Annotated in this window: 22 protein-coding genes and 2 tRNA genes; 5 read left to right on the forward strand and 19 right to left on the reverse strand. The window is 37.8% G+C overall.

Features of this window, described 5'->3' with window-relative positions:
* A partial coding sequence (locus tag MMU07_RS13385; protein ID WP_241126383.1) for an anion permease occupies nucleotides 1–222 on the forward strand: 222 nt, incomplete at its 5' end.
* A 34-nt stretch (nucleotides 223–256) separates the two neighbouring features.
* Here MMU07_RS13385 and MMU07_RS13390 read toward each other — a convergent pair.
* From MMU07_RS13390 to MMU07_RS13420, 7 genes are all read right to left on the reverse strand, one after another.
* Nucleotides 257–745 (reverse strand): phage tail protein, encoded by a 489-nt coding sequence (locus MMU07_RS13390; protein ID WP_241126384.1) that lies wholly within the window; start codon nucleotides 743–745, stop codon nucleotides 257–259.
* Nucleotides 746–750: 5 nt separating this feature from the next.
* On the reverse strand, nucleotides 751–1,203 hold the full coding sequence (locus tag MMU07_RS13395) for a phage tail protein (protein WP_241126385.1): 453 nt from the start codon (nucleotides 1,201–1,203) through the stop codon (nucleotides 751–753).
* 38 nt (nucleotides 1,204–1,241) lie between these two features.
* Complete coding sequence (locus MMU07_RS21780; RefSeq protein WP_241126386.1) at nucleotides 1,242–2,816, reverse strand: phage tail sheath family protein; 1,575 nt, start codon at nucleotides 2,814–2,816, stop codon at nucleotides 1,242–1,244.
* A 278-nt stretch (nucleotides 2,817–3,094) separates the two neighbouring features.
* Nucleotides 3,095–3,469 carry a hypothetical protein gene (locus MMU07_RS13405; protein WP_241126387.1) on the reverse strand — a complete coding sequence of 125 codons (375 nt, stop codon included), beginning with the start codon at nucleotides 3,467–3,469 and terminating at the stop codon, nucleotides 3,095–3,097.
* 1,039 nt (nucleotides 3,470–4,508) lie between these two features.
* Nucleotides 4,509–4,581 (reverse strand) — tRNA-Thr (locus tag MMU07_RS13410).
* A 171-nt stretch (nucleotides 4,582–4,752) separates the two neighbouring features.
* Nucleotides 4,753–6,606 (reverse strand): DUF349 domain-containing protein, encoded by a 1,854-nt coding sequence (locus MMU07_RS13415; RefSeq protein WP_241126388.1) that lies wholly within the window; start codon nucleotides 6,604–6,606, stop codon nucleotides 4,753–4,755.
* Between the two features lie 54 nt (nucleotides 6,607–6,660).
* Nucleotides 6,661–7,230, reverse strand: a complete 570-nt coding sequence (locus MMU07_RS13420; protein WP_241126389.1) for a YqgE/AlgH family protein — start codon at nucleotides 7,228–7,230, stop codon at nucleotides 6,661–6,663.
* Between the two features lie 91 nt (nucleotides 7,231–7,321).
* Between MMU07_RS13420 and pdxH the strand changes: the two genes are divergently transcribed.
* Nucleotides 7,322–7,957, forward strand: coding sequence for a pyridoxamine 5'-phosphate oxidase (pdxH, locus tag MMU07_RS13425; protein WP_241126390.1), 636 nt, complete (start codon nucleotides 7,322–7,324; stop codon nucleotides 7,955–7,957).
* 19 nt (nucleotides 7,958–7,976) lie between these two features.
* Here pdxH and bshB1 read toward each other — a convergent pair whose 3' ends face one another.
* The 8 genes from bshB1 to MMU07_RS13465 form a co-directional block, all read right to left on the reverse strand.
* Complete coding sequence (gene bshB1 / locus MMU07_RS13430; protein WP_241126391.1) at nucleotides 7,977–8,693, reverse strand: bacillithiol biosynthesis deacetylase BshB1; 717 nt, start codon at nucleotides 8,691–8,693, stop codon at nucleotides 7,977–7,979.
* Between the two features lie 37 nt (nucleotides 8,694–8,730).
* Nucleotides 8,731–9,765: a peptidoglycan DD-metalloendopeptidase family protein gene (locus tag MMU07_RS13435; protein ID WP_241126392.1), complete on the reverse strand. Its 1,035-nt coding sequence runs from the start codon at nucleotides 9,763–9,765 to the stop codon at nucleotides 8,731–8,733.
* A 9-nt stretch (nucleotides 9,766–9,774) separates the two neighbouring features.
* Nucleotides 9,775–10,719 (reverse strand): thioredoxin-disulfide reductase, encoded by a 945-nt coding sequence (trxB, locus tag MMU07_RS13440; protein WP_241126393.1) that lies wholly within the window; start codon nucleotides 10,717–10,719, stop codon nucleotides 9,775–9,777.
* Between the two features lie 196 nt (nucleotides 10,720–10,915).
* Nucleotides 10,916–11,779: a sigma-70 family RNA polymerase sigma factor gene (locus MMU07_RS13445; RefSeq protein ID WP_113922161.1), complete on the reverse strand. Its 864-nt coding sequence runs from the start codon at nucleotides 11,777–11,779 to the stop codon at nucleotides 10,916–10,918.
* Nucleotides 11,780–11,863: 84 nt separating this feature from the next.
* Entirely contained in the window at nucleotides 11,864–14,005 is a 2,142-nt protein-coding gene (gene pnp, locus MMU07_RS13450) for a polyribonucleotide nucleotidyltransferase (RefSeq protein ID WP_241126394.1), read from the reverse strand.
* Between the two features lie 109 nt (nucleotides 14,006–14,114).
* On the reverse strand, nucleotides 14,115–14,390 hold the full coding sequence (gene rpsO / locus MMU07_RS13455; protein ID WP_241126395.1) for a 30S ribosomal protein S15: 276 nt from the start codon (nucleotides 14,388–14,390) through the stop codon (nucleotides 14,115–14,117).
* 65 nt (nucleotides 14,391–14,455) lie between these two features.
* On the reverse strand, nucleotides 14,456–16,324 hold the full coding sequence (locus tag MMU07_RS13460; RefSeq protein WP_241126396.1) for an LptF/LptG family permease: 1,869 nt from the start codon (nucleotides 16,322–16,324) through the stop codon (nucleotides 14,456–14,458).
* 76 nt (nucleotides 16,325–16,400) lie between these two features.
* A complete protein-coding gene (locus MMU07_RS13465) occupies nucleotides 16,401–16,796 on the reverse strand; it encodes an START-like domain-containing protein (protein WP_241126397.1) in 396 nt (131 codons plus the stop codon).
* A 320-nt stretch (nucleotides 16,797–17,116) separates the two neighbouring features.
* On the opposite strand from MMU07_RS13465, the gene MMU07_RS13470 reads away from it, so the two are divergent.
* The 3 genes from MMU07_RS13470 to MMU07_RS13480 all read left to right on the forward strand — a co-directional run bounded on the left by MMU07_RS13470 (nucleotide 17,117) and on the right by MMU07_RS13480 (nucleotide 17,852).
* Nucleotides 17,117–17,190, forward strand: a tRNA-Met gene (locus tag MMU07_RS13470).
* Nucleotides 17,191–17,240: 50 nt separating this feature from the next.
* Entirely contained in the window at nucleotides 17,241–17,495 is a 255-nt protein-coding gene (locus tag MMU07_RS13475; RefSeq protein ID WP_241126398.1) for a GIY-YIG nuclease family protein, read from the forward strand.
* A 102-nt stretch (nucleotides 17,496–17,597) separates the two neighbouring features.
* On the forward strand, nucleotides 17,598–17,852 hold the full coding sequence (locus tag MMU07_RS13480; RefSeq protein WP_241126398.1) for a GIY-YIG nuclease family protein: 255 nt from the start codon (nucleotides 17,598–17,600) through the stop codon (nucleotides 17,850–17,852).
* Nucleotides 17,853–18,211: 359 nt separating this feature from the next.
* Here MMU07_RS13480 and rplT read toward each other — a convergent pair whose 3' ends face one another.
* The 4 genes from rplT to thrS form a co-directional block, all read right to left on the reverse strand.
* Complete coding sequence (gene rplT / locus MMU07_RS13485) at nucleotides 18,212–18,556, reverse strand: 50S ribosomal protein L20 (RefSeq protein WP_241126399.1); 345 nt, start codon at nucleotides 18,554–18,556, stop codon at nucleotides 18,212–18,214.
* Between the two features lie 110 nt (nucleotides 18,557–18,666).
* Nucleotides 18,667–18,864, reverse strand: a complete 198-nt coding sequence (rpmI, locus tag MMU07_RS13490) for a 50S ribosomal protein L35 (RefSeq protein WP_241126400.1) — start codon at nucleotides 18,862–18,864, stop codon at nucleotides 18,667–18,669.
* A 21-nt stretch (nucleotides 18,865–18,885) separates the two neighbouring features.
* Nucleotides 18,886–19,437: a translation initiation factor IF-3 gene (gene infC / locus MMU07_RS13495; protein ID WP_241126401.1), complete on the reverse strand. Its 552-nt coding sequence runs from the start codon at nucleotides 19,435–19,437 to the stop codon at nucleotides 18,886–18,888.
* An 86-nt stretch (nucleotides 19,438–19,523) separates the two neighbouring features.
* A complete protein-coding gene (gene thrS, locus MMU07_RS13500) occupies nucleotides 19,524–21,473 on the reverse strand; it encodes a threonine--tRNA ligase (protein WP_241126402.1) in 1,950 nt (649 codons plus the stop codon).
* Nucleotides 21,474–21,738 lie beyond the last annotated feature (265 nt).

Below are 21,738 nucleotides of genomic sequence, written 5' to 3' on the forward strand. Positions count from 1 at the left end.
GGATTGATGGTCGGTGCGACGATGGCCGCGAGTTGTGCTTTTATGCTGCCTGTAGCGACACCGCCCAATGCCGTGGTATTTGGATCGGGTTATCTCCGGATTCCCGATATGGCCAAAGCCGGCTTGTGGATGAATATTGTTTCTATTCTCGTGATCACCTTGTTTACTTATTACCTTTTGCCGTTGATTTGGGGGATTGATTTGAAGGTTTATCCTTTTTAGGGTTTTTAGAATATCCGAAAATTTGAAAAATAATCTAAAAGGTTTTACTAAACTTTCTATACTTCAAAGTCAAGGTCTCTATCGTAAATTCATTTTTCCCAGATCCTGTGGGTGCAAGTTCCCATGAAATAGGATATGCCTTTTCAATAGACCATGCCGCAAGCTGGATCGGAATATGAGATCCAACTCCTTCTGAATTGAAGGATAATAAACTCAATTTGATATCCAATGGCTTAAATTCAAAATTCTCTATTGCATCTCTACACCATTTTTCAAGTTCTGAACCTTTCATAAGGCACCTTTTGAGCACTAGATTATCGTATTTGATGGATTTGGGAAGGTGGTGGACAAAAATATTGTCCTCACTTTCCTTTTTTACCATTGTTTCTACTGTAACTTTTAAGCCAGAAACCTCCTGAAAACTGCTGTCCATCTTGGAGTTTCCGTTTCCTATAAAAACTACTTCAAAATAGAAAGCAGTTGGTGGTATATACCCTTCCGTAAGGAAACTTGAGGTATCCATGCTGATTAACCGTTAGCAATTGTAAGCCCCTCATGTGAAATTTCAATGATTTCCACAGCCACTTCATTGGCATCAGATTTCATATCCGTTGAAATGATTTTTGTGGGCCAAACATTGGCTAAAGTCCAGGTCATGGTTGGATTTCCTCCTTCGTCACATAATTTGATGACGATATTTTGACGTTCGACCGTGTTCATTTTGATCTTGGTGTACCAATCAAAGAACTTATTGTCCTTCACAAATACACCTTTTTTCATTGTCACATTGTTGTTTTTGACGATTCCATGCATATTGATTGTAGAGAATACGGGGCTATTTCCATGGCTGTATTCTATGGGCTGTGCAGTAACTTCCAATCCACTTACTTCTTGAAAAGGAACGTCTGTGGTGCTTCCCAAATCTACTTTGAAGTAAAACTTGGGTAAGGGCCAATCGCTATCTTCTGCTTCTCCTGCCATGTTTTTGGGATTAATTTTATTTAAGTTACCGTTTTAATTTAAAGTTTTTGTTGTTTGAAAGTGATTACGATGAATTCCGCAGGACTGACAATGGCTAATTTCACCGATACTAGCATCTTACCTTCAAGAATATCTAAGCTTGTCATCGTTGCGCCCAAGCCGATCTGAACATCAAAGGCATCCTCAGGAGATGCCCCTGCCAATGCACCTTGCTTCCACTTTTCGGTCAAGAAATTTACAATCATACTTTTTACAGTCGTCCAGGTATTGACATCATTGGGTTCAAAGATATAAGCTCTCAGTGCAAGCTTAATAGATTGCTCGAGCATAATGATTGTTCGCCTGACATTGATATATTGCCAGTCGAGGCTGTTACCATCTAGGGTTCTTGCACCCCAAACCAAAGTTCCTACACCTGGAAAAGTCCTGATCGCATTGATTGATTTTCCCGAAACATGTACATTTAAGTTCTCCTGTTCTTCATGGGATATCTCCACAGCAGGTTTAATCACAGCATTCGGGGAAACATTTGCAGGCGATTTCCAAACTCCTCTGTTATTGTCCACCATCGTATATACACCTGCCAAAGCTGCGGCAGCTGGCAATAAATTCATCAATCTTCTTATTTCTTCCAAAATTGAGCCATATGTTGGACTTGTTGCCATCAAGCCCAAGTGTAAGTGGTCTTTTTTCTGATTGACAAAGTCATTAAGAGCAACCTCAGGTATTTGTGAAATATTGGGAAATTCTATTTGAAAGGCAATTCTAAAATCAGCTTCATTCTTTGGAAATTCCAATATCAATTTTTGGGCATTTGACTCAGGAAGAATTGATTCCAAATCTATTTCAGGATCAAGATTTTTGAAACTCACTTCACCTTTTTGGACCAATGTGGTATAAAGCCATGGATAATAAGCAGCAGCATAACTCAAAAAATCCGTCCCTATATTCTCTCTGAAAAAATCAATAGGATCGTATCCATCTTCTCTACTATTATATCCATCAAAGAGGTCAAAAATCCCGATTCTGTTTTGCATTTCACCACAATGTATCAAGACTTGCTTGTAAACCTCATAGCATTCCTTCCCCAATAAAACCGCCTCCGGTATAACCACCATGGTAGGTTCATGTTCTTTTTCCAATGAGCGCAAACCCCCAGCAATAGGTTTACCATTTTCATCCTTGCCGTAACCCAAAAGCTGATCCTTATTAATCTTTAGGGAATCTTTTCCCTCATAAGTACCCACTGCTACTATATAACAAGTCTCTCCCCCATTGGCATAAAACAGTCTAATGCTGTTATAAAAAAGTAGATGGTTGTCCTCCGCATATTTTATAGCAAATTCAGTATCTCCAATAATAACCTTACTTCTATCTCCGTCTTGTGGTGTTTCAAGTTTGAATAATGGATTAAAAGCACCGCCAAATAATTCTATATATTCCGCAAAGGAGCTAATCCTTGTGGGGATATTTATAAGTGATTTACCGCTGTGAGAGGCCTTTTCGGTATATCCGATAAATGCGGGTAATGCAGACGAGACCTCTACGACAGAACCTTGGAAGACATTTTTTTCTTCAATGTAAATTCCCGGAGTTTTGAGGTTTTGAGGCACGGCTGGTTATTGGTGGATTGAAAAAAAGTTTTGATTGGTTTTACCAATAATCAATATACCGATTATTTACAAAAAATTGAAATAGGCCGAAATGAAAAAAGGGTAGCTTTTGCTACCCTTTTAAGTTCCAGGATGGATCACCAAATATAGTTCTGAAAGTTTTTGCTAAATGGTCTTTACAATTACCTTTAGCTAATTGATACTAAGAAAGACCTTCGAAATTCATAAAAAATTCAAAGGGCTATGTACTGAAATTTGATTACTTGATATTTTAATTACTATACTCGCTTTCCTTCAGCGGTAAACATATCCATCAACGAACCAGAGGTCACATCGCTATCCTTTTTTACCATACTAATGTAGACATCATATCCTGCGATATTGAAATACGCAACCAAATTGTCACCAGTTATAGTGACAGAAGTCATTTCCTTCTCTGTACCGGATGCGTCTTCGATAAAAAAGCCTTTGGTAATGCCCTCTTCAGTTTCAAAGCGCATCGGGATGGTAGCTGTGCCCTGAGGTGTGTCAAAGACTGTTACTTCCCATTTTCCCTCATAGTATTCAGGGGTAATGTGCGTAAAGCTGGAAAGCGCAAAAGAGGCAGATAGTGTTATCAGTAGGCCAAGGGTAACGGTAAATAAATTTTTCATTTTTTTATCAGTTGATTAAAGCAGAAAATTAAGAAAAAATATTGAGGATTGGGATTGGATAAATAAATATGAGTATCTGTAATGTTGTAAGTTAGAATTGTGGTGGGATTATCGGTTCAAAATCCTCGTCATTAGACGTAAATCTACTGTTCACGCATTTGCTTTACCCAACCATTATTTGTTAGGGTAAGCGTAATAGAACAAATGCCAAAAATAAAGTTAAAGAATACTTGATTATTTGTTTGGCACATTATAGGCTTTTCATGATTGAAAGAAGCGGTTAGCATGATGAAAAAAATGCGAGAATTTGAAAGAGTTTGATTCCATATAGGGTCGGTGGGAATCTTTCGTATTTAAAGTTTTCCACAAGTTTCACCAATGGCCAATGATAAGTTTGAGCCTTTTCTCGGTATCAGGATTTGTAAACATAAAAAAGAATAATAAGCTATCCTCAAAGTATGGAACCTTTCAAAATCCCTTAAGTGTGGTTATAGATCGAAGCCGAACAACGAACTGAGGAGAATTAAATCAGGATCTGGGACGAAAACCTTAAATGGATTGAACTTTCAAACTTTCTAAGAAAACTCTTAAATGAAAAAAGCCACCTAGATTGTTTCTAAGTATCTTAAAATTGAGCCCCCTGCCGGGATCGTCCCGATAGCGCGGATAGCGACCCACTGATTACAGGTCTTTCTATTTACTGTAATTTTCAAGGAGTTTTTGAGAAATTTGGGGATACTTAGCCAAATCCAATAAATACTTCTTTGACCTATTTTTTTTGATGCGTTTTTCAATTTTCAATGCCTGTGATGAAGATTGGCATTCAATCACATAAAAAACTTCCCAAACTCCTGCCCTTTTGGTAAAGGCGCCTTAAAAAAAATGACTATTATATTGGTCGATTCTAACTTCCAAATTCTCTTTGGAACCTATGTAATATTGGTCAACAAGCTTGGAATAAAGTATAAAAACATAAAAGTTTCCCATAAAACCAAAAATTGATATAAAAAGGAAAAGGCAACATTGCTGTTGCCTTTTGAGCCCCCTGCCGGGATCGAACCAGCGACCTACTGATTACAAGTCAGTTGCTCTACCAGCTGAGCTAAGGAGGCATTTTTTTTAATCTGTCATCCCGATAGCAATCGTGACAAGTAGGATTTTATTTTACATTCCGGGACCGTTGTCTCAAATCGTGGTGCAAATATAGCCGTATCATGCAATCGTGCAAAAAGAAAATCAAAAAAAATAAGGAGACATTTGGTATCTCCTTATTTATGAGTGAATTAAAATTCTTTTAGAATTGTTAATTTTTTCTTCAACTTCTCTATTTCACTCTCAGCCTTTTGGATTTTCTCATCAAATTGGTTTTTGAGCTTATCTGCGGTCTTGGAAGCTGCAAAAAATTCAATATTATTTTTCCACAAGGTGACATTATTTTCCAGATCGGTGATTTGTTTTCTAATCCCATGTTCTTTTTTGTTTAGGACACGGTTACTGTTTGGATCCGATTGGAGTTTGTTTAGATTAAGCCTGAATAAGAAATCATCTTTCTCTCCCCCAGCAAAACCAAGGTTCTTCACATATTCATCAACAGCCTCATTGAATTTGTTGAGAATTTCTTTCATGTTTTTTCTTGGAACAAAACCCAAAGAATTGAATTTTGCAATATATCCTTCTAGGGAACTTTCCGAAAGGGAGCTACCCCTTCCCTCCTCTTTTATTTTACTGATAAGTTCCTCTTTGGCTTGCAAATTTATCTCAAACTCCTTGTTGACCTGCTTATTGGAATTTCTTCTATTTTCAAAGAAGGCGTCGCAAGCAACCTTAAACCTTTGATAAAGTTCATCCCTTACCTTTTCAGGGGTTGGACCAATTTGTTTCCACTCCTGTTGAAGCGAGATCATTTGATTTGCTGTTTGTTGCCAATCAGTATTTTCCTTTAGAGATTCTGCTTTTGCTATCAGCTCTTCGGCCTTGCTTTTGTTTTTTTGACGGATTTCGTCAAGTTCTTTGAAGAAGTGGTTTTTATTTTGGAAAAAATGTTTGAAAAGGCCCCAAAACTGCTTATTGATCTCTTTGCCATTTTCTCGTGGTACGGGTCCAATGACCTCCCATTCCTTCTGAAAGGCTAAAATTTCTTTTGTTTTGCTGTTCCAGTCTTTGATTTTGGTCCCTTTATAATCAGCCTCAGCATCAAGCTTCTTTATGAGCGCTTCCTTTTTCTGAAGGTTTTCTTTCAAACTTTCCTTTTGTCCATCATAAAATTCCTTTCTTCGGGAATATACCCCATCGGATGCAGCTTTGAATCTGTTCCAAAGCGTTTCTTGTTCTTCTCTCGGGACAGGCCCCATGTGTTTGAATTCCTCATGCAGATCATTCAGAATCCTGATAGCCTCTTTTAAGTCTTGCATTCCCACCAAAGACTCTGCCTTTTCACAAATCTCCAGTTTTTGCTCAAGGTTTTTTTTCCTGTCAAGCTCCTTTAACTCAAAGTAGATGCTTCTATTGTCATAGAATCTGTCCATCAATGCATTGAAAGATGCCCATAAGTTTTTGTTTTGGGCAGCAGGTACAGGACCGATTTTCTTCCAATCATCCTGAATATGCTTGATTGTGTTGATGCTGTGGGTAGTTTCCTCACCGTCTACAAGCTCTCTTAGTCTGTCGAGAATTGCGTTTTTAGCAATGAGGTTTTTTTCTTTATTTTTTTCCTGTTCTTTCAGAAATTCTATTTTTTTCTCCCGAAATTCATTGAAAGTAGCAAATAGAGACCGGTCATCTTCAGAAGCCCTATACTCAAAATCATCAGCAGTACCACCATTATTGGTAAATTCCTCTAAAGCTGATTCTTTTTCTTTATGAAAAATCTCCTCAAAATGGGATTTAATTTCATTTACCTGACTGTCTATCTTGAGGTATTTACCTGTTTCCAAAAGTTGCTTTAAGGCAGACAAAAGTTGGGACTTAGTGAAATTTGAGTAATCGACTGATTCCGAAATTTCCTCTTCTGGGTCATGTTCGGCCGATTCAGGTTCTGACTCTTTTCCATCAATAACTACAATACCCTGTTCCCCTTGAATAACTTCATTGGTTTGGGTCACCTTGTCTTCTTCAGACACTTCTTTTTCATTGCTCATAATAAAACTAATACTTTTTTGCAGGACGTCTAAAACAAAAGTAATAAAATTGAATCAATTTAGCCTCGGATCAATTGGATAATTTGCCAATAGCTGAAATTCACCCCCCATGTTTTTTAATATGTTTCTCCATAATTCTACAGGGGAATCATTGAAAATATTTTCAGGTTTAATTTTTTCACAGATTATCCAAGTTTTTTCATCCAATTCCTCATCAAGCTGTCCCTCTGTCCAACCTGAATAACCGATAAAAAAACGGATATTTCCACTATTTAACTCCCCTTTTTTGAGCTTTTGGATCAGGGCTTCAAAATCTCCTCCCCACCACAAATCTTCTCCAAGTCGGATACTGCCTGAAAGCGCTTCTTTCCCTGAATACACAAAATGAAGTGTATTTTGTTCGACAGGTCCACCGACATAAACATCAAAGTCCAAAAAAAACAAATCTTCAACAAGTTCACTGATTTTTAATATCGAAAGCTTATTCAATACGAGACCAAAAGATCCTTTCTCATTATTTTCACATATGAGTATGACGGACCTTACAAAATTTTCATCCTGTAAAAATGGCTCAGATATCAGTAGTTGGCCGGCTGAAGGTGTTTTTTTGAAACTTTGACTCATAAAAAAAAGTGTTTGTTTATTTTCTTAAGTTATGTCTAAATTTTATAAATGCAATAAGTCTGGTAATTTTAGAAGAAAATATAAAAAACATATGAAACTTGCAGATATACGCATAGACTATACCCTGAAATCGCTTGACGAAAAAGAGGTGACTATATCACCTATTGATCAATTTAGGAAATGGGTGGAAGAGGCTAATCAATCCAAAGTACATGAGTGGAATGCCATGAACCTTTCAACGGTTCGTCCTGATGGGAAACCTAATTCAAGAATAGTTCTTTTGAAGGATGTTGATACAGGTTTGGTGTTTTTTACAAACTACAATAGTGCAAAAGGGAAAGAACTAGAGAACAACCCCTTTGCAGCTATCACATTTTTTTGGCCTGTATTGGAGAGACAAGTGAGGTTTATCGGAAAAGTTTCAAAAATCACTCCAAAGGAATCGGATGATTATTATTTTTCAAGACCCTTTGCGAGTCAGGTAGGGGCATGGGCCTCTCCGCAAAGTGAGGTAATTCCTGACAGGGCTTATTTAGAGGCCAAAGAGGAAGAATTAATAAAAAAAGTAAATCAAGATTCAATCACAAGACCAGAACATTGGGGTGGCTACAGACTAATCCCTGAAGAAGTGGAATTTTGGCAAGGAAGGTCCTCCCGGCTTCATGACAGGATTCACTATCAAAAAATGGAGGATGATTCTTGGAAAATCGAAAGATTAGCCCCTTAAAGGCATTTGAACCACGGATTTATTTGAGGTCAAATAAATCCGTGATCCCCAAAGTTCTTTCTACTGTAAAGCCTTCTCCAAATTTGACCATAATACTATGTCCAAACTCCCGAGAACGGGACTCAACAAAATCCAAAAATTCGGCTGATGAAATAAAACTCTGAGGCTCTTTGTTGTTGGGATCATAAAACTGGGACCTGAAAGCTTTGATACTTTCAATTTTTACCTCCCAAAAATCGGTTATATCAACTACAAAATCCGGCTTGATATAATTATTTTGGATGTAATGGTAAATATATTTAGGTCTCCATGGATCTTGACTAATCCCTTCTAGAGTAGTTTCAATTTTTCTTAATCCACTCATAAAACAGGCATTGGAAGCCAGAGCACTTCCCTTCCCATGATCGGGATGCCTGTCTGTTATGGCATTTGCCAATACTACCTCAGGCTTATATTTTCTGATTATTTTTACTATTTCAAGTCTGTGGCTATCATCATCTTTAAAAAAAACATCTTTGAAACCCAGATTTTCCCTCACTGAAATCCCTAAGATTTTAGAAGCCTCCTCAGATTCCTTAATTCTGATTTCAGGTGTACCTCTTGTACCCATTTCGCCTTTTGTAAGGTCAAGAATACCAACCTTATACCCTTTGGAAATATGTGCGGCAATGGTTCCTGAACAAGCCAATTCAGCGTCGTCGGGATGTGCTGCAATCACGAGGATGTCCAATTTCATAGTAATAGTACTAACTGATTTATAAAATACAAAATACCTATTTGACTCTTAATCTCCTTCCAACCTTGAGGATAGTAGAGGTAGAAATACCATTCAGCCTAGTCAAGGTGCTCACCCTTACTCCATATCTTCTTGCGATAGAACTCAGCGTTTCACCACTTCTTACCCTATGATATATGGCCTCCTGGGTTTTGATCACATGGTCAAAACTAGATGAAGTGACATCATAGTATTGGCCTTTAATGCTTCCCAAATTAAAATCAAAAACTTCAGTAGGGTTGATAGAAAGTCCTTGAAACCTGATTTCGAAATGCAGGTGTGGCCCAGTACTTCTTCCGGTATTGCCTCCCAAACCAATTAATTCACCTGCTTTAACCTCCTGACCAACCTCGACCCGAAATTTTGATAAATGACCATAAAGAGTCTCAAGCCCATTTTTATGCCTGACTACAACGTAGTATCCATAACCGTTCCTATCATAAGACCGAATCCTTACAATACCATCAAAGGAACTATATACAGGATCTCCAACATTTAACTTTAGATCCGTCCCATGGTGCCATCTATATCTTCTAAATCCAAACTCTGAAGTAATCCGGGTTTCATCTAATGGCATTTTCCAATCAGTTCCAAAAAAGGGATCAAACAACTTTATTTGAATAGTGTCTTTGAATTCTTTTGGGTTAAAATCATAAATATTGATTTTTTTGCTATCCCATGATGAATAATATTCAAATGCAGTAACCCAAATACTGTCAATCAATACCTGTTCGGAAACCTGTACTAACTGGTTTGTAGGTGCCCAATCAAGAGATACGGTATCCTCCGCTACGATACTGAGCCTTTTTTTTAACTCAATAAAGTCCTTAAATAATAGAGAATCAGTGGATTTGGTTATATCCTGCAGGTATTTATCAGGATCAAAAAGTCTCAAATCCCTCAATAAAGGATTTGCTTTTGGTTTATCAGCGGATTTCTTCTTAATTATCTTTGGAAAATTTTGGGCATGGGAATGAATTGATCCCATGCCCAAAAACACAAAAAACAATATCCAGAGACCTTTTATTTTCATTTTTTCAAATTATGCAGATTCTTTTGCAGCAAGATATCTTTCTGCGTCCAAAGCTGCCATGCATCCGGTTCCTGCAGCGGTAACGGCCTGTCTATAAATATGATCTTGGGCATCACCGCAAGCAAATACACTTTCTACGTTTGTCCTAGTGCTTCCGGGAATTGTCATAATGTAGCCATTTTCATCCATATCGATAATATTTTTGAAAATGTCTGTATTCGGTTGGTGTCCGATTGCCACAAAGAAACCAGTAATGGAAAGGTCCATAGATTCTTTAGTAACATTGTTAAATACCCTCACACCTTTTACTTCATCCTCTCCGAGTATTTCCTCTGTTTCAGTATTCCAAAGAACTTCAATTTTAGGATTGTTCAATACCCTCCTTTGCATGATCTGAGAAGCACGCATTTCATTTTTCCTTACCAGCATATATACCTTACTACAGATATTTGCCAGATAAGACGCTTCTTCGCAAGCTGTATCCCCGGCACCTACTATCGCCACATCTTGTCCTCTAAAAAAAAATCCATCACAAACTGCACAGGCAGATACTCCTCTTCCATTAAGTCGTGTTTCACTTTCAATCCCAAGCCATTTGGCTGAAGCCCCTGTAGATATAATTATAGTATCTGCAAGTACCTCATGTTGGTCATCCACGATTACTTTTCGAGGAAACGAAGTGAAATCAACCGCGGTTACTACTCCATATCTGACTTTGGTACCAAATCTTTCGGCTTGTTTTCTAAAGTCCTCCATCATTTCAGGTCCTTGTATTCCTTCAGGATAGCCCGGATAATTTTCTACATCTGTAGTTATTGTCAGTTGACCGCCGGGCTGACCACCTGTATACAAAACAGGATTTAGTCCCGCCCTTGAAGCATATATGGCTGCAGTATATCCGGCCGGTCCCGAACCAATTATCAAGACTTTGATTTTTTCAATTTCGGAAGTCATTTGTTTGAATTTTTTGAAGTTGGCAAATTTTGTTAAAATCCCTTTCACAACAAAGTTAATGGGTGTTAAAATTCCCTAATAAGCTTATAAGAAGTGACGTTCAAGGAGTTAATTTTAAATATTTGCTTTGGTCGGTAATTAAACAAAAAAAGGGGATAAATCCCCTTTAATTTTTATTGAAACTCTAAGAATAAAATTAACCAAGGTAAGGCTTTAATGTTTTACTTCTAGAGGTATGTCTTAACCTCCTGATTGCCTTTTCTTTAATTTGTCTAACTCTTTCTCTGGTCAAGTTAAATTTCTCACCAATTTCTTCCAAAGTCATTGCATGCTCACCGTTCAAACCAAAATAAAGAGTGATGACATCAGCTTCTCTTTGTGTCAGTGTTGAAAGTGCACGCTGTACTTCCTTCCTAAGTGAGTCAGTCATCAATCCGTCGTCCGGTTTTTCATCCCCATCATTTTCAAGGACATCCAACAAACTATTTTCTTCCCCCTGAACAAAAGGAGCATCCATAGATACATGTCTACCGGAGATTTTCATGGTATCTACCACCTCAGCTGCAGTCACTTCAAGGACTTCAGCCAATTCCTCCGGAGAAGGTTCTCTTTCAAACTTCTGTTCAAGTTCACTGAACGTTTTACTTATCTTATTCAATGAACCTACCCTGTTTAAGGGGAGCCTTACAATCCTTGATTGTTCCGCCAAAGCTTGAAGGATAGACTGCCGAATCCACCAAACAGCATAAGAAATAAACTTAAAACCTCTTGTTTCATCGAATCTTTGGGCTGCTTTGATCAAACCGAGGTTTCCCTCATTGATCAAGTCACCCAATGAAAGGCCTTGGTTTTGATATTGTTTGGCTACAGAAACAACAAATCGGAGGTTGGCCTTTGTAAGTTTTTCTAAAGCCAATTGATCGCCCTCTCTGATTCTTTTTGCGAGAACCACTTCCTCATCGGCTGTCAATAGATCTACTTTTCCAATCTCCTGTAGATATTTATCAAGGGACTGACTTTCCCTGTTGGTAATCTGTTTGCTAATTTTTAGCTGCCTCATTCAAGAATAAATTTTCAGTTACGATTCAATTAATAACAGGAATCCAAATAAACAAAGTTCAAAATAATAAATACTCTATTGAACTTAGTCGTTTTTATCAGATTTTTCTGGTTTTGGCAATAATACTTTTCTGGAAAGTTTGAATTTTCCTGTTTTTTTATCCACATCGATAAGTTTAACCATTATTTCTTCACCCGGTTCGAGTACACCTTCCATATTCTCAAGTCTTTCCCACTTAATCTCAGAAATGTGAAGCAAACCATCTTTACCCGGCATAAATTCCACAAAAGCTCCAAATGGCATGATATTCTTTACTTTGCCAGTGTAAGTTTCTCCGATTTCCGGTTGGGCAACAATAGCCCTGATTCTTGAAATAGCGGCATTCATTGATTCCTGATTGTTTGAGAAAATATTGATTTTTCCCATATTATCCTTTTCTTCAATGATGATCGTGGCTCCGGTATCTTTTTGGATTTCTTGAATGACCTTTCCTCCTGGCCCGATCACTGCCCCGATAAGCTCCTTAGGAATACTCATCATAAATGACCTTGGAGTATGTGGCTTGAGATCAGGCTTAGGTGCCGAAATGGTCTTTTTTATTTCATCCATGATATGAAGCCTGCCTTCTTTGGCCTGATACAAAGCTTCTTTCAAAACGCTATAATCAAGGCCCTCTACCTTAAGGTCCATCTGACAGGCTGTGATTCCTTTTTCGGTACCAGTAACCTTGAAATCCATATCTCCCAAATGATCCTCATCTCCCAAAATATCGGAAAGAATGGAATATTTTCCTGTTTTTGCATCAGAGATCATTCCCATTGCTATTCCAGTTACCGGGGCTTTGATCTGAATCCCTGCATCCATCAAGGCCAAAGAACCTGCGCAAACTGTAGCCATGGAAGACGATCCATTTGATTCCAAAATATCAGATACAATTCTGATTGTATATGGATTCTCATCACCTGAAGGAAGGACTTTTTTCAAAGCTCTCATAGCAAGGTTGCCGTGACCAACTTCCCTTCTTCCAACTCCTCTGTTAGGCTTTACTTCACCTGTAGAAAAACCAGGGAAATTATAGTGAAGATAGAATTTGTTATATCCTGAAATCATTGCACCATCTATCATCTGCTCGTCCATCTTGGTACCTAGAGTACAAGTGGTAATGGATTGGGTTTCACCCCTAGTGAATACTGCCGACCCATGAGCCGAAGGTAAATAGTCGATTACCGACCATATAGGCCTGATTTCATTCAGTTTTCTACCGTCCAATCTCTTTTTCTCATTCAAAGTCAGATTTCGGGCTGCTTCTTTATGGATTTTTGAAAAATATGGACCAATAAGGCTAGCTTCAAAACCATGCTCCTCCCCAAGAGAAGCAACAAATTCCTCTTTAACTGCTTTAATTAGATCATATCTTTCTGATTTATTGGCAATCAATTTTGCCACTACCTCATAACATTTCCCGTATAATTCAGCATGCATTTTTTCATATAATGCAATATCTGACTTTTCGTGGTTGTACTCTCTTTTCTTTTCTTTTCCAACAGCAATAGTCAGTTCCTTCTGAATAATACAGTGTTTCTTTATCTCTTCATGGGCAAACTGAAGGGCTTCTACCATTTCATCCTCAGATATTTCATTAGCTTCACCTTCTACCATCAGAATATATTCTTCAGAACCTGCAACTATAAACTCCAATGAAGCAACTTCTAACTGGGCTGGTGTAGGATTGATGATCAACTTTCCGTCAATTTTTCCAACTCTTACTTCAGAAATCGGTCCATTAAAAGGAATATCGGATACTGCTAAAGCAGCCGAGGCGGCAAGACCTGCAAGACAATCCGGAAGAACTTCTGAATCTGCAGACATCAATGTTATGCCAATTTGGGTGTCAGCATGATAATCATCGGGAAATATAGGTCTGATAGCCCTGTCTACTATCCGGCTGATCAATATTTCATAGTCGGAAAGCCTTCCTTCTCTTTTCAAAAAACCTCCGGGGATCTTACCGGATGCAGCAAATTTTTCTTGATAATCGACAGACATCGGAAGAAAATCAACTCCCTCGGTTACTTCCTTTTTAGAAACAACAGTGGCCAGCAACATGGCTTTTCCCATGCGGACAACAACTGCTCCATCGGCTTGTTTTGCCAATGCGCCTGTTTCAATAATGATCTCTCTACCATCCTCAAGGATAATAGATTTAGAAATTACGTTTGGTAACATACAATTTTGTAAATAATAATAAGTGTAGAATAGTTATAAAAGTAAGGCTTAAAATCAGGGGTAAATAAAAAAGTAAGGTTCTCCCATGAGAACCTTACATTGAATCGAGTTATTTTCTAATTCCTAATTCGGTGATAATAGCTCTATATCTTTCGATATCATTATTAATAAGGTAATTGAGGAGACTTCTTCTTTTACCTACTAATTTCAAAAGACCAAGTCTTGAAGAGTGATCTTTTTTGTTTGTTTTCAAGTGGTCGGTCAAATGCTGGATTCTGAAAGTGAATAGAGCGATCTGTGATTCCGGAGAACCAGTGTCGGTTTCAGCTTTTAACCTGCCATGATTTTTAAACAACTCCGCTTTTTTCTCTGATGTTAAATACATGCCTAGTTAATTAATTATATTTTAAAACAGGTACAAAGGTAAAGCTTATAATCGAATTTCAAAAATCAAGACCGAGTTTTAGTGGTTTTATACGAAAATTTGGCTTTAATTCTTTTGAAAAAATCAACATAAATCTCGGGTTCAAACAATCTGGCATCTTTCCTTGCTTGCCTAAGGAAAAAGAACCCAAACGGCAACAAAACCAAATTTGAAAACCAAGTTCCAAAAACAGAGTTGGTGACTCCTTCTTTGGCCCATTTTTCACCTGTAATAGTCAACATGTAAAACAAAATAAAGAAGATGATTGACAACAAAACGGGCATACCCAATCCCCCTTTTTTTATAATAGCCCCGAGAGGTGCTCCTATCATAAACATCACGATACAAGCAAATGCTGTAGTGTATTTTTGATACCATGCTATTTCAAACCTTCTGAACTCCCGTTCCAAGGCATCGATCTGGGTTAACTTTGTGCTAAAATTGTTTTTTATGGTTCGGGCATTGTTCATCCCGACTGTAGCGGCTTTTGACTTGTAATCTCCCTTTAAAATAATTGAGTCTAGTGCTGCTCTTTTTTCATCAGAAAAAGTTAGGGATATTTGGGTTGAAGCGGTTTTTTTCAGGGAATCTTGGATCTCAATATTGCTGCCTTGATCGGAAGTAAGGGTAATAGAATCGAGGTCACTTACCAACCTGTTTAATTTCAGAAGCTTCCTGTTTATATTCTTTTTCTGTCCCGTAGTTTCTAAATTTCCCAAAGTATCAACAGAAACTACAATTTCTTTATTAGATATCTCCTTATTTATATCAATCAGGTCCGGATTAGCATCTTTTTCAAATACCAATTCCTTACCCAATGTAGATACTGAATCTTTATCAGAATATGATCCCTGATTTAATGAATCCAAAGCTTTTGAAGCTATCAAGTTTATATTTTCTTCAGTTTTTTTTTGCAAAACAGCCTTTGCAATTTTAACAGAATCATCTCTTTCTTTCCTTTTTACCACCTCAATCGGTGGAGTCAATTTTCTTTCTCTAGTAAAGTATGGATAAGAAGATTCAGTATTAAGAAAATTATAATAGACTATCTGATTAATTTCAGAGTTCATAGAATCTAGACCCAATTTTAGTTGGGCGATATTTTTTATCGACCTGTTGGTGGACCATAAGTCCTCAGGAGTTCTGTTTAACTGAAAAGAGGCAAGATCAAATACTATCTGATTTTCTGAAAAAGTTGTCCTACTTAGGTCAACCGGTTTTTCACTGATTCCCCTTTGAGATCTGGATTCCTCGTAACTGACTCCACTATACAAAGTCAATTTCATGTAGTTGTCGTTAAAAAAAGGCTCCATTCTCCCAGAATCAGCCATAATCACATTGATATTTCCCTGCCCCTCAGAGTGGTTGTAGATAATGATATCGTTCAACCTTATTTCATCGAGTTTTTTATTGACCTTGATACTGTAATTCGGAATTCCATTGTAAAAAACACCTTCTTTGATATCAAGCGCAGGAGACTTCATTCTGATATCGTACAGCAATCCAAATGTTTTGAGATTTACTTTTGGTACCAGATAATTATTTGATAGGAATGCAGCAACAGTAAGTAACAATACAAAAACGCCAATTGGCACAAGTGCCCTGACTAAAGATATCCCCGCACCCTTCAAGGCAGTAAGTTCAAAATGCTCTCCAAGATTACCAAAAGTCATCAGGGCTGAAAGAAGAACAGCCAATGGTAAGGCCATTGGCGAAATACTGATAACAAAATAAGAAAAAAGCTCCATGTATATCCAAAAACTCAGGCCTTTACCAAAGATTTCATCAAAATACTTGAGCATGTTCACAGTGAGTAGAATAAAATCTACCACCACAAAGGTCAAAAAGAAGGGTCCTATAAAAGACCCCAAAATCAATTTATCTATTTTTTTCATTAACAATTATTACCACTTCAAAGAATTCTAACGGCAAAGGTTAAAAATATTTTCAAAAGAAAAGAAAATACACTGTTTAACCACCGATAATTTCTTTGAGAGAATGAATCAAACTTTCCCAAATAGACTCCAACTCTTCATCATCATAGGAATCACTGTAATCAATGACTTTCAAAAACATGGTTTGGGTAAGTTCGTTCTCATCCACTTTAAATTCTATAAAGGAATTGTCTTTCTCTTCCGGGTTAGCGGGATCAAAAAATTCAAACTTCACATGGATATTTGTCCTAAGAGCTGTAATTCTTGCATAATGGTCTTCACCATCAAAATGAAACTTATAGGTCTTATCTTCATTGATATTCACATCATCTGCAAACCATTCAGCCAATCCGCTAGCCGTACTTAAATATGGAAATAAAATTTTCCTGGAAGTATTGATTTGATAATCAGCAACAAACTTATTTTTCACCATTTTTACTTTAATTTAGTTAACAAAAAGTCACTTTTTTTGGAACATTTTGTTTGCAATTCAAGACTTAAGAACTCATATTTGCAATCCGATTTGGAAAGGTAGCGCATCCCGATAGCTATCGGGAGGTTTGAATAAAGGATTCCTATCCACCAAGGCAATAAGGGGTTCTAAACCAAACCGATTATGTACCCTTCCATTACCAAATAATATTACCTGGCAAGGTAGTTCAGTTTGTTAGAGCGAAGGATTCATATCCGCCGCGGCGGACAGGGGTTCCGATCTAAACTGATAGTACCTGTTCATTTCCTTAATCATTACCTGGCGAGGTAGCTCAGTTGGTTAGAGCGCAGGATTCATAACCCTGAGGTCAGGGGTTCAACTCCCCTCCTCGCTACTCTTAGCTTCTCCTTGTGAGAAGCTTTTTTTATTTCAATTCTTTTTGAGATGTATACTGTATATGTTCTTTATTCCTTTTCGGCCTCAAGATTTTACACCGGAATGACCTCAGATCTCATAACCCGTTTTAAGTTTCACAACGAGAAAGGAATCAAAGGTTTCACAACTCGATTTAGACCTTGGTACTGCATCCATGTGGAGTTTTTTGATGATAAATCAATGGCAATCCAAAGGGAAACGGAACTCAAATCAGGAAAGGGAAGAGATTGGATCAAAACAAACATTCTTCCACTTTACATCTAGCTTGGATTCATATCCGCCGCGGCGGACAGGGGTTCAACTCCCCTCCTCGCTACTCTTAGCTTCTCCTTGTGAGAAGCTTTTTTTATTTCAATTCTTTTTGAGATGTATACTGTATATGTTCTTTATTCCTTTTCGGCCTCAAGATTTTACACCGGAATGACCTCAGATCTCATAACCCGTTTTAAGTTTCACAACGAGAAAGGAATCAAAGGTTTCACAACTCGATTTAGACCTTGGTACTGCATCCATGTGGAGTTTTTTGATGATAAATCAATGGCAATCCAAAGGGAAACGGAACTCAAATCAGGAAAGGGAAGAGATTGGATCAAAACAAACATTCTTCCACTTTACATCTAGCTTGGATTCATATCCGCCGCGGCGGACAGGGGTTCAACTCCCCTCCTCGCTACTCTTAGCTTCTCCTTGTGAGAAGCTTTTTTCAATCTTTTGAGAAGCTTTTTTAATCTTTTCAATTAGCCAATCGTTTCAATTTTCCAAACCTTAGTTTACATTTTTGACTATTTTGACTAAAACTTCGCATAAATGTAAAAGCTTCTTGTAATAGGAGATTTCAATAGAATTTCAGGTTTGATAATTTAAACTTAAGGACATTTGTAATATAGCAAAAAATCCCAAAATAGACCCCATCACTACAAAAAATAGAAATAAAAAAGCCCCTAACCGGGGCTTTAATATTAAAATAAGAAAGTGCGTTCTTATTTTACTTTTTCAACAACAGCTTTGAATGCCTCGGGATGGTTCATGGCTAAATCTGCAAGAACTTTTCTGTTCAATTCGATATCAGCTTTTTTCAACAATCCCATAAATTGAGAGTAAGAGATGCCAAATTGTCTGGCACCTGCATTGATACGCTGGATCCATAATGCCCTGAATTCTCTTTTCTTGGCTTTTCTGTCTCTGTAGGCGTATTGTAAACCTTTTTCGTATTTGTTTTTAGCTACTGTCCAAACGTTCTTACCTCTTCCGAAGTAGCCTTTCGTTGCTTTAAGGACTTTTTTTCTACGTGCTCTTGAAGCAACCGAGTTTACTGATCTTGGCATAATTTTTTGATTTTTTGACCCTTGGTGCCAACTTTTTTCTCAGTTGATCTTGTAGACCGAAGCGCCTGGTGAATAAATAAACCTAATTTTCAAAAGAAACAGGAATCGAATTAACCGATTCTCAACATAGCTTTTACTCTTCCTTCATCTGATTCGTGAACCATTCCCATTTTAGTAAGATTTCTCTTTCTCTTGGTTGATTTTTTTGTCAGAATGTGGCTTTTGTAAGCATGCTTTCTTCTAATTTTACCGGTTCCCGTTAAAGAAAACCTCTTTTTTGCACCTGATTTTGTTTTTACTTTAGGCATAACTGTGTTTGTTTGTTGAAATTATTTCTTTGATGACTTCGGAGCCAAGAATAAAAACATCCGTTTCCCTTCTAGTTTGGGAAGCTGCTCTACTTGAGCATAATCCTCCAACTCCTGCGCAAATCTCAATAACAACATCTCTCCTCTTTCCTTAAATACAATTGACCTTCCCACGAAATGGACATAAGCTTTTACTTTTGCCCCCTCCTTTAGGAAGTTGATTGCATGCTTCAATTTGAAATTGAAATCATGGTCATCGGTATTAGGTCCAAATCTGATTTCTTTGAGAACAGTCTTAGCAGCATTTGCTTTAATCTCTTTCTGCTTCTTTTTCTGTTCGTATTTAAATTTCGCATAGTCAATCACCTTACATACAGGTGGTGTTGCATTTGGAGAAATTTCTACGAGATCAAGTTCGTTCTCCTCGGCTACCTTTAGGGCCTGAGCAAGTGTCAAAACAGCGTTTCCGCCTTCTACGTAGTCACCTACGACCCTGACTTCTCTAGCTCTGATCCTGTCGTTAACCTTGTAAGGCTCTTCTTGTCTCTGTCTGAACGGTGGTTTTCCTTTCAAATTCTTATGGTTATTTAATGAAATTGCGTGCAAATATCGGAATTAATTTGAGATTTAAAAAATTTGCCTCATTATTACCGATTAATTTAATTTTTTAAAGACTCTCCTATTATTTTTTTGAAATAGGATACAAATTCAGCCGGAGAAAGACTTCCAAGATCTCCCTCTCCGTGCCTCCTAACAGAAATTTTACCTTCCTGTTGCTCTTTCTCTCCCACGATAAGCATGAAAGGGATTTTCTTTACTTCAGCATCTCGGATTTTTCTTCCGATTTTTTCATCCCGGTTATCAATCATTCCAATGATGTCCTCATCCTCAAGGATTCCTTTTACTTCCTCTGCATATTCTATGAATTTCTCAGAAATAGGCAAAATTGTAATCTGCTCGGGAGAAAGCCAAAGAGGGAAATTTCCGGCACAATGCTCGATCAATACCGCCACAAATCTTTCTAAAGAACCAAATGGTGCCCTGTGAATCATGACCGGTCGATGCTTTTGGTTATCAGACCCGATATATTCCAATTGGAATCTCTCAGGAAGGTTATAATCAACTTGGATAGTTCCAAGTTGCCATTTTCTTCCCAAAGCATCTTTGACCATGAAATCCAGCTTTGGACCGTAGAATGCGGCTTCTCCTAATTCTGTGACAGTCTGCAATCCTTTCTCAGCTGCTGCTTCTACTATTGCAGACTCTGCTTTTTCCCAAGCTTCGTCTGTTCCGATGTACTTTTCCCTCTTTTCAGGATCTCTTAATGAAATCTGCGCTGTATAATCCTCAAAACCCAAGGCTTTGAATACATATAAAACCAAATCAATGACTTTAATGAATTCCTCCTTGACCTGATCAGGCCTGCAGAAAATATGGGCATCATCCTGAGTAAATCCACGAACCCTAGTCAATCCATGCAATTCCCCACTTTGCTCATACCTATAAACAGTCCCAAATTCAGCATACCTGATTGGAAGGTCTTTATATGATCTTGGTTTATGCTTGTAAATCTCACAATGATGCGGACAGTTCATCGGCTTCAGCAAAAATTCCTCACCTTCATTAGGAGTATGGATCGGCTGGAAGGAATCCTTCCCGTATTTCTCGTAATGACCGGAAGTTTCGTAAAGTGCCTTATGCCCGATATGTGGTGTCACCACTTGTTGGTACCCTGATTTGTCTTGGGCTTTCTTCATGAAGTTTACAAGACGCTCACGAAGCAGTGTTCCCTTTGGCAACCAAAGCGGTAATCCCATCCCGACCTTTTCGGAGAAGGTAAACAACTCCAATTCCCTTCCTAATTTCCTGTGGTCACGCTTTTTTGCCTCCTCAAGCATAAAAAGGTAATCCTGAAGCTCTTTGGCTTTGGGGAAAGTAATGCCATAAAGACGAGTCAACATCTTGTTTTTCTCATCCCCTCTCCAATAAGCTCCTGCAATATTGAGAAGCTTTACAGATTTGATAAAACCCGTGTTTGGAATATGAGGACCACGGCAAAGGTCTGTGAAGTTACCCTGCTCGTAGAAAGTAATTGAACCATCTTCAAGTCCTTCCAACAAATCAAGTTTGTAGGGATCATTTTTTTCTGTGAAATAAGCTACCGCTTCTTTCTTAGAAACTTCTTTCCTGATAAAATCGCTTTTCAATTTGGCCAATTCCAACATTTTGGCCTCAATCTTTTCAAGCTCTGAGCCGTCAAGAGATTTATCCCCAAAATCCACATCATAGTAGAATCCATTTTCGATGGGCGGACCGATTCCGAATTTTGTACCGGGATAAAGCGCTTCCAAAGCTTCTGCCATCAGGTGGGCGGAGGAATGCCAAAAAGTATTTTTCCCTTCTGTGTCATTCCAAGTCAAAAGTTGGACTTTGGAATCTTGGTGAATAGGCCTGCTCGAGTCCCAAACCTCACCGTTTACTTTTGCTGCAAGAACATTTCTGGCTAGACCCTCGCTGATACTAAGTGCAATTTGTAGCCCCGAAACTCCCTTTTCATACTCCCTGACCGAACCGTCGGGAAGGGTAATGTTGATCTGTTGGTTAGACATTTAAAATTTTAACTTGATGAAACATCACACCTTTACAAACAGGTGTGTTTTTGATTTGCAAATATGCGAATTGATGTTGGCTTTTTTTTAAAATTAAAGTAACAAACTCAGAAAAAATGAAATTTCTAATCGCAACGGGCTCTAAGGTTCAGCAAGGATCGTATTGACTTTGACTCCTTATATTTACGATTTAGAGTTCCTCACCTTCATATTAGAATTCTCTTCTCCCCTAATTTATATTTTGAAATTTAGTTAAAATGTAAAT

This window comes from Cognataquiflexum nitidum, assembly GCF_022538055.1.
Classification (GTDB): Bacteria; Bacteroidota; Bacteroidia; order Cytophagales; family Cyclobacteriaceae; genus Cognataquiflexum; species Cognataquiflexum nitidum.